This is a genomic window from Methylophaga sp. OBS3 (assembly GCF_026319325.1).
In the GTDB taxonomy this organism is placed as follows: Bacteria; Pseudomonadota; Gammaproteobacteria; order Nitrosococcales; family Methylophagaceae; genus Methylophaga.
This window is the reverse complement of record NZ_JAPDMU010000005.1, coordinates 1-13,334: the sequence shown is the minus strand read 5'-3', so window position 1 is coordinate 13,334 and position 13,334 is coordinate 1. Positions and strand designations below refer to the sequence as shown.

Below are 13,334 nucleotides of genomic sequence, written 5' to 3'. Positions count from 1 at the left end.
TTTACTCAGCTACCGTAACTTCGCTGACCTTTTGTAAACCTCGGGGTAATTTATGCCCGCGTTTGCCGCGTTCACCAGCATAATGCGCCAGATCGGCAGGTTTTAACGTGAGATGTCTTCGTCCAGCATGCAGCGTTAAACTGTAATCTTGCGGTACCAAACTAACCGACTGCAGCCATTCTTGACCTGCGGTGAAGCGTGCAGATGGAATATTAATCAGTCGTACACCTTTACCTTTGTTCAACTCCGGCACTTCGCTAATTGAAAAGACCAATAGACGTCCATCACCAGCAGCGACTGCCAACTGCATATCCGCGTTATCAGGCAGCATCATTGGCGGTAAAAGCTCAGCACCTTCAGGTAAATTAAATAGCGCTTTACCCGCTTTATTTTTTGCCAGCAAATTATCAAACTCGGTGACAAAACCATAGCCAGCGGTATTCGACAGTAAGACTTTCTGTTTACTTTCCGCAGTCATCACGGCGACAAAATGTATTTCCGCAGGTGATTGTAATCGACCACTTAATGGTTCGCCCTGGCCTCTTGCTGACGGCAAGGTATGGGCTGGCAGTGAGTAACTTCGGCCGGCTGAATCCAAAAAGACAATTTGTTGATTACTACGGGCTTTAACTGAGGTTAGATATCGATCGCCGGTCCGATAATTCAGTGACACAGGATCGACATCATGACCTTTCGCAGCTCGCACCCAACCACTGGCCGACAACACAATGGTTAGCGGTTCGGTTGGCAGTAACTCAGTTTCACTCAGTGCTCTCGCCGCTTCTTGTGGCTTAATTAAGCTACGGCGTTCATCACCAAATTTTTCGGCATCTGCTGTCAGCTCTTTGCGGATCAGTGTTTTCAGCCGCGTTTCAGAGCCCAATAATTGTTCAAGTGTTTTACGTTCTTTTGACAGTTCATCCATTTCGCCCTGGATTTTCATTTCTTCCAGTTTGGCTAAGTGACGTAAACGTAACTCTAAAATGGCTTCCGCTTGACGCTCTGACAGATTAAAGCGAGCCATTAACTCAGCTTTTGGTTCATCTTCGTGACGAATAATCGCAATAACTTCGTCAATATTTAGATAGGCAACCAATAAGCCTTCGAGCACGTGCATACGATCGACGACTTTATCCAAGCGATGTTGCAAACGGCGAGTTACGGTCTGGATCCTATAGGTCAACCACTCAGACAACATGTCTCTCAAGTTTTTAACTTGAGGGCGACCATCAAGGCCAATCATGTTCATGTTGACGCGATAACTACGCTCAAGATCAGTCGTCGCAAACAGGTGAGACATCAGGCTTTCGATATCGACACGATTTGATTTCGGCACTATCACTAAACGAACAGCATGCTCATGATCTGACTCATCTCTTAAGTCAGTGACCATTGGCAGCTTTTTGCTTTGCATTTGTGCGGCGATTTGCTCAAGCACTTTGGCACCAGACACTTGGTATGGCAGTGCATTAATAATGACTTCACCCTCTTCAACTTGGTAGCAAGCACGTTGGCGAATAGAGCCATGACCGGTCTCATAAATCTTACGAATATCGACTTGTGATGAGATGATTTCGCCACCAGTTGGAAAATCTGGCCCCTGCACAACTTCGAGCAACTCATCCAATGTTGTGCGAGAAGATTTCAGTAACAATAAGCAGGCTTCAACGACTTCACGCAAGTTATGTGGCGGAATATCCGTCGCCATACCAACAGCGATACCGGTTGCGCCATTGAGTAAAACATTCGGTAACCGAGCAGGTAATAACTCTGGCTCATCCATAGTGCCGTCAAAGTTTGGCACCCACTCAACGGTCCCCTGTCCTAATTCGCTCAGTAAAGTTTGTGCATAAGGGGCAAGACGAGCTTCGGTATAACGCATTGCAGCAAAAGATTTAGGGTCATCCATTGAGCCCCAGTTACCTTGACCATCGATCAAAGTGTAACGATAAGAAAATGGCTGGGCCATTAACACCATCGCTTCATAACAGGCAGAGTCACCGTGAGGATGATATTTACCTAATACGTCACCAACGGTACGAGCAGATTTTTTATGTTTGGAAAGCGCGCTGAGACCCAACTCCGACATGGCGTAGATGATGCGGCGCTGAACCGGTTTCAAACCATCTGCTAAATGTGGCAGGGCACGGTCCAAAATAACGTACATGGAATAATCCAAATACGCCTTTTCGGTAAAATCCCGAAGCGGTTGTCGCTCTAGATCATCAATGATTGTACTCATGTATTTCTCTCTGTTCCGCTCAGATTGTCGCCAAATCGGCAAGATCGCCGTGCTGTTCTAGCCACTGTTTGCGATCTGCTGAGCGTTTTTTAGCCAACAGCTTATCCATCATCATGTAGGTATCATCTTCAGCATCGATGGTCAGACGGACCAAACGTCGCGTATCTGGGGCCATGGTGGTTTCTTTGAGCTGAATCGGATTCATCTCACCTAGCCCTTTAAATCGCTGAATGCTGACTTTGCCTTTGATATTTTCACGCTCAATGCGATCCAAAATGATTTTGCGTTCTTCATCATCAAGCGCATAAAACACTTGTTTACCGACGTCGATACGATACAACGGCGGCATTGCGACACAGATATGTCCAGCACTGACTAATGGGGCAAAGTGTCGAACAAACAATGCACATAACAATGTAGCGATGTGAAGTCCATCTGAATCAGCGTCGGCGAGAATACAAATTTTTCCATAACGCAGGCCAGATAAGTCATTTGACCCAGGATCGACACCAATTGCCACGGCAATATCATGAACTTCTTGTGAGGCTAGAACCTGAGACGGCTCAACTTCCCATGTATTCAAAATCTTACCGCGTAGCGGCATGATGGCTTGAAAAACACGGTCACGACCTTGTTTGGCACTACCACCTGCCGAGTCCCCTTCCACCAGAAATAATTCGGTACGGGTCGGATCTTGTGACGTACAGTCTGCTAATTTTCCTGGCAATGCTGGACCTGACTGTACGCGTTTACGGACGACTTTTTTCGCTTGTTTCAATCGCGACTGAGCGTTGTTAATAGCGAGCTCAGCAATTTTTTCACCATCTTCAACATGATGATTTAACCAAAGACTAAATGCGTCTTTAACCGCACCAGTGACAAAAGCAGCACACTGTCTTGAAGATAAACGCTCTTTGGTTTGACCCGAAAATTGTGGATCTTCAATTTTGACTGACAAAACGTAGCAACAACGATCCCAAATATCTTCGGCCGTTAGTTTCACACCGCGTGGTAATAAACTGCGAAACTCACAAAACTCACGAAGTGCATCTAACAAACCACTTCGAAGACCGTTTACATGCGTACCGCCTTGAGCTGTCGGAATAAGATTCACATAACTTTCAGCAATCACCTCGCCGGGCTCAAGTTGCCACATCAAGGCCCAATCAACTTCTTGATCAGCGTCAGCGAAATGCCCAACAAACGGCTTAGCTGGAATACAAGGCATATCTGTCAGTGCCGTCGACAGATAACTATTCACACCATCTTCATAACACCAACGGTCTGATTGTTTTTCAGCACCACTCAAATCATCAAAGGTGACCACTAAGCCCGGACATAACACGGCTTTAGCTCGAAGCACATGACGTAAACGAGAGACCAAAAATTTAGGCGCATCAAAGAAGCTGGCATCAGGCCAAAAACGCACACTGGTTCCGGTATTTCTTTTACCAACCGTGCCTGTTTCGCTCAGTGGCTCGATTAATGCCCCGTTTGCAAAAGCAATTTGATAACTGATGCCGTCACGTCGAATACCCACTTCCAAACGTGTCGAAAGCGCATTTACGACAGAAACCCCGACGCCATGCAAACCACCAGAGAAACGGTAGTTTTTGTTTGAAAACTTACCCCCAGCATGCAGACGAGTCAGGATAACTTCAACGCCCGGCACACCTTCTTCAGGATGAATATCCACCGGCATACCTCGTCCGTCATCGATGACTTCTAAGGAATTATCTTTGTGGAGAATGACTTGGATAGATCGCGCATGACCTGCGATGGCTTCGTCGACACTGTTATCAATAACCTCTTGAGCCAAGTGATTGGGTCGCGCAGTATCGGTATACATGCCCGGCCGTTTGCGAACCGGTTCTAGTCCCGTTAGTACCTCAATCGCCGAAGCATCATAAATCGTGGTCATTGTCTTGCAGTCATTAAATTTTAGGTTGTCCGCAGGTTAGCAGGATAAAAGCCAGAAGTACAAGCATAGCGGCATTCAGTCAATCAAGAACGTCTACATGCTCAGGCCCAGCCTAGTCGCTAATCTTTATAAAAGAAAAATATCTGTTATGTTTTGCTTGAGAATACCGCAAGGACACCGCGATGAAATATGCCCTGTTAAGTAGCCTAGTTATTGTGCATTTAGCCGCCTGCACACCATCAGCCAATGATGAACTCCCTGCTTTTGAACAAGAAGCGAAAGCAGCGATTACTGAGTTTGCTGGCCAACTCAAATCAGCATTGCAAAACGCTATGCAATCTGGTGGCCCAGGAACTGCCGTCAACGTATGTCAAGTTCAAGCCCCGAAAATAGCTGAAGCACTGGCAGCCAAAACAGGATTCGAAATTGGCCGTACCAGCTTGAAAGTCCGTAACCCAGCAAATCAACCCCAGCCATGGCAACAAATCGTGCTGAATAACTTTGAAAGCCAAAAACAGTCTGGCACACCTGTGAATGAAATGCAGTTTGTCGCTGTCAGTGATGACAGCGAGTCACTGAGATTCATGAAAGCTATTAATACCGAAACTGTTTGTCTCACTTGTCATGGACAAAATATATCCACGGCACTTCAGACAGAAATAAATCGTCTCTATCCCGAAGACCAAGCTACCGGCTTTAAACAAAACGATATTCGTGGCGCCTTTAGCGTCGTGAAATATCGTGATGATTAAAAAGGCGTTACTTCAGCGTAATTAACTCGCTACGGCCTTTACTGACAAAATCAATTTTGTCTTCACGAGCCAGCCAACCAATCGCACGCTGTAAAGTCTTACTATCCAATGAACAAGCTTCTGCAACTTTGGCCATGGTTGATGGGCCGTTTTGCTGTAGAAATTGCCATAAAACACCAGCGCTAGTACCAATACTGTCAGTCATTGCCTACTCCTTGTGGGGTTATACAAAAATTCACTGGCAATTCGTGTGCCATTTCATAATCGCTTTATTTTCTGGCACCTTGATGACAAACATATGAAATATAAGTAATTTTCTGCGCTATTTCTGTGCAAAAAAGTATCTAACACGCACCATTTACGAACAAGTGAATTGTTGTTGGTAGGCGCCCAAAATCTGCTGACAGGCTTGTTTTAGTGTTGAGAGTGGTGCCGCAATATTCATTCTCATAAAGCCACTCCCCCCTTCCCCAAACATGGCGCCAGGATTCATTGCCACACCACAGTCATTCACAAAAAACTGTCTCAATGCTTTGTCGCTGAGATTAAGATCGCTGCAATCCAGCCACAACAAATAGGTACCTTCAATCGGTTGAATACGAATCAGTGGTAAATGTTTAGCAAAAAAGTCTTTGACCCAATCACGGTTAATGGCCAAATAATCAAGCAGCGCGTCTAACCACGCTTCGCCATCTTGGTAAGCGGCTTGTGTTGCAACAATACTAAAAGGATTTGCTGAGCTGACATGCCAACGTTTGAATTCTGCCTCGATAGCTTTTCGCTGAGCCGCCTCTTCCACGATTAATGACGATAAATTGAGTCCTGCGATATTAAACGTCTTACTGGCAGAGACAGTGGTAATCACTCGACCAGGCTTTGCTAAGGTGGTTAATGGCGTATTTTGAAATCCTTTGAACACCAAATCCATATGTATCTCATCTGAGATAACCACCAAATTATATTGCTCGGCAATGGCTAACACCGTCTGCAACTCTTCAACCTGCCAAACACGACCGACAGGATTATGCGGTGAACATATTAATAAAAGCTTTGCCCCCGCCTTAGCTTGTGCTTCAAGTTGCTCAAGGTTCATTCGGTAACCATCGTCAGTTTTTAACAATGGATTCAGTACCAATTGACGACCGGTTTCAGTGACGGCTGAGAAAAAAGGAAAGTACACCGGTGATTGCACAATAACGCCATCATTAGGCTGAGTGAGTGCATTAATCACCGCATGGATTGATGGCACCACACCCGGACACATCAAGATATGTTGCTTATCGATCGACCAATTAAACCGCTTTAGGTACCAGTTCTGTATCGCCTGATACAAACTGTCTGGAAACTGGTGATAACCAAAAATAGGATGTTCTGCACGCTGTTTTAACGCTTTATTAACCGCTGGCGGCACAGAAAAATCCATATCCGCAACCCATAATGGGATTACATCTTGCAGGCCAAATATTACCTCACGATTATCGTATTTTTGTGCTCCAGAGCCTTCCCGCGTTATGACTTGGTCAAAATCAAACTCACTCAAGATTTACGTTCCCAGATAGTGACTTCAGACAGAGTGTGTTGGAATTTACGACGCGTTTCACGGATCACAAATGGCAATGATGTCGGCTCACTCACCAAATTAAAGTTGGCGTCTAACATGGCATGTAAACCATCCAAGGTGGTGAAGCTTTCACCATCTTTTTTGAAACCACCCAACCATTTGTTTTTATCTGTATGCTCTTCAAGCCATGTGTAAGGCGAAGCCAAAACCAATAAACCGCCGGCATTCACGCGTTCATGAATAGCACTAAGGAATAAGGCTGGATCATACAAACGGTCTAATAGATTGGCTGCAACAACAAGATCATAGCCCGTAAATACCGACTTCAAATTACAGGCATCGCCCTGCATAAACTCAACTTTATCGGCAACATCATCAAGCCCTAAATCGGCCAAGCGTTGTTCGCGATACTCAACCAGGTCACCTTCATCTGTAATGGTGTAACGCACCACACCACGTTGCTGCATTTGCACACCAAGATTAATGAGACGTGCCGAAAAATCGATGCCCGTTACAGCGTCAAAATGACGCGCTAATTCAAAGCTCCCACGGCCTACGGCACACCCTAAGTCGAGGGCTTTTTGACGAGGTTTATCCCCCATCGCACGCACAGCGAGATCGACCAAGGTTTGTTGAAAATTGGCGACATCAAAATAACGCGGGCCAAAATGAAACTCGGCATATTCAGATAACATTTTGTCTGACTCATAATGTGAGTCGACAATATTCACCGGCGCTTCTGACACCACATAACGAAAGCCAGCATGTTGGAAAAAGTGGCGTCTAAAAGCATAACGAGAGGCCTTTCGACTTTCGTTACCACACGAAATCCAGCTACCACCTTTAATTAAATTATGTTGGCTATCATAAGTTGGTGTCGTGAAATCATCATAAATGGGATGCACTTTAAAGCCATCAAAAGGATAAATCGGCGTTTCAGTCCATTGCCAGACATTCCCGATAACATCGTAGAAGTCGCCTTGTTTGAAGGCATTTACCGGGCAAGATGACGCCGCATAATCCAAATGGATATTGCCGTTCGCTTGCTGGCCGGTCAATTCATCAATCCCAGCATGCTCATATAGCCGATACCATTCATCTTCCGTTGGCAGCCTTACTGGCTCACCAGTTTGTTCGGCTTTCCAGTTACAGAATGCTTTTGCTTCAAGATAATTGACTTCTACCGGCCAATCCCATGGCATATCGACAACCTCAGTCATCAACCGTAATTGCCATTTATCGCCGCTTCGTAACCAGAATGTTGGAAAATCAGCTTTGGCAAATTGGCGCCACTTTAAGCCTTCCTCACTCCACCAGTTATCTTGCTGGTAGCCGCCTGCTTCAACAAAGCCTAGAAACTCAGCATTACTTACCAAAAATTGGCTAGCTTTAAAGTCAGCCACATCAGTTTGATGCTGCCCGTATTCATTATCCCAACCATAAACAGGATCATTAAAGGATTTACCAAGACGCACTTCACCACCAGGTACTGCTAATACTTTATTGGTTGGCGCTTTGCCTGTTTGAGTAAAAGGTCGCCATTGCGGTTGTTTACACACTTTGTCTAATTGATGCTGACGGATCAGAACTGACGAGGTTTCCAAGTGAATTTGCTCATGTTCGATCCCCATCATGATCGCCCACCAAGGATTTTGCCAATCAATAGGTAATTCTAGCGGCGCAGTTTCAATCACTTGGTTGACCAGTTTTTTAACCGCTTTGCGATAGTCTTTTACTTCACTAACTGCTGGCCAGTCATAGTGATTCTCATCCAAATCATCCCAGCTCATTTCATCAACGCCGACGGCAAACATGGATTCAAACTTTGGATTAACACGTGTTTTAATTAGTCCCGTTAACAACATCTTATTGATAAAAAATGTTGCTGTATGACCAAAGTAAAAAATTAATGGATGACGCAATGAAATCGACTTTTCATAAAAGCCACGGTCGTCTTTAAGCGTCTCAAACAAAGACTCGTAACGGTCAAAATTGCTATTAAAGTACTCAGCAATTTCCAATCGCTTGGCAGCGATATCATTACCTTCTAACAAGGGAGTACGAAGATGATTGACCGGCTCTTTGACGGATAAAGCGCTTTTGGCATTCATGGGTAACAGTCCTTTATCTTAGCTTGTCGGTGTCAGACGCATACCGTGACGATTTGTTGCATTTAATGTTTATATTTATTTAGCAGTTGGCGGCTAACCATGCTGTTTTGGCAGACAACTCAACCGAGCAACTCCACTTGTATGCGAGGTTGATTGTTTCAGCACAAGCATAAACACCATGCCCGCGAACAATGACAACTTTATGATCAGCTAGGCCTGATGCGACTTTTGCCGGCGACAATGCCACGTAATCCGTGTAATTAATGTGAATAACTGGCACGACTGGAAAATAATATTGGCCTTCGAAATCGACCGGAGTGAAGTCGTCACCATTGAGGGTCATGGCAACAGCATGTGGACCGTGACTATGAAATACAGCACGCGCATTAGGATTTTGTTGATAAACAGCAATATGCAACGGTGCGTCTAATGAAGCCCCCTCACCGAGATCACCGTCAATACTGCATTTAATGAGATCATCAACCGTTAAGGTGTCGGCACAGCAACCTGTTGGGGTCACCCAAACCTGATCGTGCCAACGAAAAGACGCATTACCACTATGGGAGTCATTACACCCATATTGGCGTAACCAAAGATAATGCTGGACTAACGCTGCTTTTAAATTCGCGAGATCTTTTTCAGGCATCTCCGTCCTCAGGCTGACTTTGCTGAATATGTCTCAGCCATTGTGCCGCCTGATTACGTTGTTTATCAAATCGACCTGCTTGTTTTAGCAAACTTTCGGCACGTTCCAAATTTTTCAAATGAAACTGCACCATACCGCCCATCAACAAAGCATCACCTTTTTTGCTATTGGTGAGTTTCTCAGTGGCAGCCTCTAACGGGGCAACAGCCTCTTGCCATTGCTCTTCACTGACATAGAGTCTTGCTAGTTTAAGATCTGTTTCGCCGCTATTGTCCTGACCGCGTATTTTTTCAAGTACCGCAGAGGCTTTATCTGCTTCGCGCGCTGCCAACCAACTATCAGCGAGTTTTTCCATATTCGAGAAGTTGGCCGCAATCACCCCATCATCAATGGCTTTTTGCAATAATTGTCCAGATTTGAATGGAATGTTCAGATAGCGATACATATTGCTGAGTCGCATCACAATATCGTCATCGCCCAGATTGAGACGCTTCATCAACATCGATACCGCTAATGATGACAACTGCTTATCTTGACGTGCGTATAACGAACCCAACTGATCCCAATAGGTTTTATCGTCAGGATGCAAAACTAATAAGGTTTCCAGCACATTGATTGCCGAGTCATATTGCTTCATCTCAATATGTGCAGCCAGTTGCATGCGGTACCAGTCTTCTTTAGGTGAATTGGTGCGACGAATCGCCGTACGAATATGCTCAACCGTTTTGCTAAATTGTTTTAGCTGATAGTGCGCCGTTGCCAGTAACACATAGACATTGGTGTCTGGGTTGGCTTCATTTGCTAACCAACGCGTCAGCAAATCCACACCTTGTTGGTATTTACCATCTGCGATTAACAGCTGGGCGAGGTTATATTGCAGATTATGGGTTACTTCTGGTGGTAACGCATTGAGCTCTAATGCACTACGAAACTGCTCTGTTGCACGAGGATAATCTCCCGTTTCAGAGTACAAATAACCCAGCGTTTGTAACACGACAGCGCGTTCGTAACTACCCGCATCGGTCTCATCAATTAACTTCAACAAAGCCGCTTCAGCAGGTTGATATCGCTCATCAGCCATCTGTTGCTGTGCAGATTCCAGAGCTTCGTAGGTCTCTTGTGATAACAAGTACTCTTCGGCACTGGCCGATGTCATCAAACTCATGACAAGCAGGCTGGATAGGGCAAGTTTTGCAAATAATGTTTTCATCAGCGGGCCAATTTAAACTCGATTTCTTGAGTTGCACGACGTTCTACAGCTTCGCCATCTACTTGTTTTGGTTTGAATTTCCACTTCAAAATCGCCGCCAATGCCGCAGCATCAAATACATTCTCAGGGTTAGACTTAATGATCTGCGGATCTTTAACTCGACCATCTTTAGTAATGGTAAAGGCTATGGTTACAACACCCTCGATACCACGCCGCTGTGCCATACGTGGGTAGTTAGGCGGGATACGAACCAATGGCACGACTTCACCATCCATCTGCGGTTGTGCTGATGGGGCTGGACCTGGATCTGGCGCAGGTGCAGATTTAAAGTCACCTAAATGTGGACCACCAGTGATATTCAGTGGCACATCAATATTTGGTGCACTCAATTGCGGCTGAGGTACATCCGGTTGCTCTGGTGGCGGTGCATCCGCATTTGGTGGTGGCGGTGGCGCTTCAGGTGGTTCTGGTTTTTCAGGTGGTTGACGACGTTTTTCTTCCGGCGGCGCTTCCTCTTCCTGAAGACGCACAAAGTCCAAAATACGAATATCTTCGTCTTCCCGAGCAGTTAAACCATCGGTACTGGTCATTTTCTGCATCAAGGTAAACAGGCCGAAATTGACCAATACCGCCAGCACTAATCCAAGCAATATACGCATACTGCCCCGCTAGTCGCGTTCTGCGGCAATAGACACGTTTGCCACACCTGCTAGACGCGCCTGATCCATCACTTCAATCAGAATGCCGGTTTTGGCATTTTCATCTGCAAGAATAATGACCGCACCTTCTGGGTTTTCAGCGTGTAAACGTTCAACGTTAGCGCGGATCGCACGACGGTCAATTTGGCGTTTATCAATCCAGATCTCATCGTTTTCACGGATGGCGATCAGAATATTCGCACGTTCTTTTTCAACAGCGGTCTGTGCCGAAGGTCGGTTCACATCAACACCGGTTTCTTTCACAAACGATGTGGTGACGATGAAGAAAATCAGCAGAATAAACACCATATCAATCAGTGGTGTCATGTTGATTTCTGCGATACCGCCACTTTGTCGACGGGAATGTCGGTTTCTCATAACAAATCCTAATCTCGACGCAGTGCGTCGGCTACGTTATCAACGGTGCGTGTCACCCGTTGCTGTAGTTGTGTACTGAAATACAGTCCAGATAACGCCGTTAACAAACCGCCCATCGTGGTGATAAGCGCAATTGAAATACCTGCCGCCATACCGCGGGTGTTACCCGTGCCAAACACGGTCATGACATCAAATGTTTGAATCATGCCGTTTACTGTTCCCAGCAGACCTAACATCGGTAATGCCATGGTTAGTGTTTTAATCAACACCAAATAACGTTCCAAACTGATACGACTTTCAGCAATCAGACCTAATCGAATCTGCTGTGCGTACCAACTGCGTCTGTCGCTACGTTGATGCCAGTGTTCGATCAGCTTTTGTTTATCTTTAGGGTGTAAAAACAACAGAAAAACATAACGCTCGATGATTAATGTCCACATGACAATCGACGCCAGCAGGATGAGCCACAGCACTAAGCCGCCGCTCTCCATTAAAAGCTGAATGTTAAACAGATTATCGGTCACGGCTTATTACTATGATGCTCGGCGTTACGGGCAACGATTGAGGCACTTTCTTCATCCAAAATTTGGATAAGACGGTTACTCTTGCTCGATAAAGCACTATGAATCAGCAAAATTGGAATCGCGACGGCCAAACCTAACTCGGTAGTGACCAGAGCTTGTGAAATACCGCCTGACATCAATTTCGGATCACCCGTACCAAACAAGGTGATCGACTGGAAGGTTTCAATCATGCCCGAAACCGTACCCAACAGCCCCAACATCGGCGCAACAGCAGCCAAAATCGCCAGCGTTACCAAGCCGCGTTCGATAGCAGGTGTTTCTCTTAAAATCGCTTCGTCGAGTTTCAACTGTAAGGTTTCCACATCATCAGCATGTTTATCATCATAAACAGACAAGATGCGACCAAGTGGGTTCGACGTATTCGGTGTAGTTTCTTTTTGTTGTTGTCTGACGCCACGCTCAGCTTTAAATAACAAGACAAAACGTACCAGGGCAATCAATAAACCAATCACACCCAGCGCGATGATGATGAAACCAATCCAACCACCTTGTTGAATACGTTCTTTCAAATCAGGTGTTTGTACCAGCAATGCCATTAAAGCACCACGAGTTGGATCCACTACCGCCTCATGCCATTCGTTGGCATCGGCATCGACAAAGTCACGCGCGACATCTTGTAAACGAGGTACGGGTTGGCGAGCTAACTCAACCAAGCTGTGGTTTTCAGGTAAATAACGCAGGTAACTGCCATCCGTAAAGAAAGTGAATACACCGATACGGGTAATATCACGCTCTTCTACATCACCAGAAATGGTGATAACAGGTGAGTTAAAGGTTTCAACTTTACCTGACTCGGTCATTTCTTGTTGAAGCGTCAGCCATAACTCACGTAATTCTTCGATGGTTGGCTGTTGTTTACGCTCACCCAGCTCTTTCAAAAATGCAATACGTTCTGGGTATTTCACTGTGACTACTGAGCTTTCCAACATGGCACGACTATCGTTAGCCATTTGGCGAACGGTACCGAAAAGCTCACCTAAAGAACCAGAACGTTCTCTTAATAAAGATTCCTGCTCAGCCAAGACATTTTCATTGGCTTCAAACTGACTATTTAAGGTTTGCGTACGACGTTCTTGTTGCGCCAGTTCTGCTTTTGCTTCGGCTAATAATTCAGCCTGACGATTACGTTCAGCCAGAAACGCTGACTCACGCATTTGGTTTTGCTGTTGTTCAACAACACGGTCGCGTTTAACTTGCTCTAACAACTCATCTAAGTTGGCAGGTGTTTGGG

General features: G+C 45.5%; 12 protein-coding genes. 1 reads left to right on the top strand and 11 read right to left on the bottom strand.

Translation table 11 applies throughout. The features are described from left to right. Position 1: 1 nt before the first annotated feature. Together parC and parE are read right to left on the bottom strand one after the other, a co-directional pair. Positions 2-2,242 carry a DNA topoisomerase IV subunit A gene (parC, locus tag OMP94_RS10025; protein ID WP_266278160.1) on the bottom strand — a complete coding sequence of 747 codons (2,241 nt, stop codon included), beginning with the start codon at positions 2,240-2,242 and terminating at the stop codon, positions 2-4. A gap of 19 nt (positions 2,243-2,261) precedes the next feature. After that, positions 2,262-4,163 (bottom strand): DNA topoisomerase IV subunit B, encoded by a 1,902-nt coding sequence (gene parE, locus OMP94_RS10020; RefSeq protein ID WP_266278159.1) that lies wholly within the window; start codon positions 4,161-4,163, stop codon positions 2,262-2,264. Between the two features lie 182 nt (positions 4,164-4,345). On the opposite strand from parE, the gene OMP94_RS10015 reads away from it, so the two are divergent. Next, positions 4,346-4,915, top strand: coding sequence for a Tll0287-like domain-containing protein (locus OMP94_RS10015; protein ID WP_266278158.1), 570 nt, complete (start codon positions 4,346-4,348; stop codon positions 4,913-4,915). Positions 4,916-4,922: 7 nt separating this feature from the next. On the opposite strand, the gene OMP94_RS10010 is transcribed toward OMP94_RS10015, so the two are convergent. The 9 genes from OMP94_RS10010 to OMP94_RS09970 all read right to left on the bottom strand — a co-directional run. After that, the gene (locus OMP94_RS10010) at positions 4,923-5,120 is read right to left on the bottom strand and encodes a winged helix-turn-helix domain-containing protein (protein ID WP_266278157.1); all 198 of its coding nucleotides are present in this window, start codon (positions 5,118-5,120) and stop codon (positions 4,923-4,925) included. Positions 5,121-5,273: 153 nt separating this feature from the next. Then, a complete protein-coding gene (locus tag OMP94_RS10005) occupies positions 5,274-6,455 on the bottom strand; it encodes a MalY/PatB family protein (RefSeq protein WP_266278156.1) in 1,182 nt (393 codons plus the stop codon). Then, positions 6,452-8,587 carry a 5-histidylcysteine sulfoxide synthase gene (gene ovoA / locus OMP94_RS10000; RefSeq protein WP_266278155.1) on the bottom strand — a complete coding sequence of 712 codons (2,136 nt, stop codon included), beginning with the start codon at positions 8,585-8,587 and terminating at the stop codon, positions 6,452-6,454. Before ovoA ends, OMP94_RS10005 begins: the two co-directional genes overlap by 4 nt. A 79-nt stretch (positions 8,588-8,666) precedes the next feature. Beyond that, a complete protein-coding gene (locus OMP94_RS09995) occupies positions 8,667-9,233 on the bottom strand; it encodes a class II aldolase/adducin family protein (RefSeq protein ID WP_266278154.1) in 567 nt (188 codons plus the stop codon). Then, positions 9,226-10,443 (bottom strand): tetratricopeptide repeat protein, encoded by a 1,218-nt coding sequence (locus OMP94_RS09990; RefSeq protein WP_266278153.1) that lies wholly within the window; start codon positions 10,441-10,443, stop codon positions 9,226-9,228. The genes OMP94_RS09995 and OMP94_RS09990 overlap by 8 nt, the downstream gene beginning before the upstream one ends. Continuing rightward, the gene (locus tag OMP94_RS09985) at positions 10,443-11,102 is read right to left on the bottom strand and encodes an energy transducer TonB (RefSeq protein ID WP_266278152.1); all 660 of its coding nucleotides are present in this window, start codon (positions 11,100-11,102) and stop codon (positions 10,443-10,445) included. The genes OMP94_RS09990 and OMP94_RS09985 overlap by 1 nt, the downstream gene beginning before the upstream one ends. A gap of 9 nt (positions 11,103-11,111) precedes the next feature. Beyond that, positions 11,112-11,519, bottom strand: coding sequence for an ExbD/TolR family protein (locus OMP94_RS09980; protein ID WP_266278151.1), 408 nt, complete (start codon positions 11,517-11,519; stop codon positions 11,112-11,114). Positions 11,520-11,527: 8 nt separating this feature from the next. After that, positions 11,528-12,043, bottom strand: a complete 516-nt coding sequence (locus OMP94_RS09975) for a MotA/TolQ/ExbB proton channel family protein (RefSeq protein WP_266278150.1) — start codon at positions 12,041-12,043, stop codon at positions 11,528-11,530. Then, positions 12,040-13,334, bottom strand: a 1,295-nt coding sequence (locus tag OMP94_RS09970) for a MotA/TolQ/ExbB proton channel family protein (protein ID WP_266278149.1), incomplete at its 5' end; no start/stop codon positions are given. The genes OMP94_RS09970 and OMP94_RS09975, both read right to left, overlap by 4 nt.

Coding starts and splice junctions, on each gene's coding strand:
- parC (WP_266278160.1), bottom strand. CDS start 2,242: ATGAGTACAATCATTGATGATCTAGAGCGACAACCGCTTCGGGATTTT.
- parE (WP_266278159.1), bottom strand. CDS start 4,163: ATGACCACGATTTATGATGCTTCGGCGATTGAGGTACTAACGGGACTA.
- OMP94_RS10015 (WP_266278158.1), top strand. CDS start 4,346: ATGAAATATGCCCTGTTAAGTAGCCTAGTTATTGTGCATTTAGCCGCC.
- OMP94_RS10010 (WP_266278157.1), bottom strand. CDS start 5,120: ATGACTGACAGTATTGGTACTAGCGCTGGTGTTTTATGGCAATTTCTA.
- ovoA (WP_266278155.1), bottom strand. CDS start 8,587: ATGAATGCCAAAAGCGCTTTATCCGTCAAAGAGCCGGTCAATCATCTT.
- OMP94_RS09995 (WP_266278154.1), bottom strand. CDS start 9,233: ATGCCTGAAAAAGATCTCGCGAATTTAAAAGCAGCGTTAGTCCAGCAT.
- OMP94_RS09990 (WP_266278153.1), bottom strand. CDS start 10,443: ATGAAAACATTATTTGCAAAACTTGCCCTATCCAGCCTGCTTGTCATG.
- OMP94_RS09985 (WP_266278152.1), bottom strand. CDS start 11,102: ATGCGTATATTGCTTGGATTAGTGCTGGCGGTATTGGTCAATTTCGGC.
- OMP94_RS09980 (WP_266278151.1), bottom strand. CDS start 11,519: ATGAGAAACCGACATTCCCGTCGACAAAGTGGCGGTATCGCAGAAATC.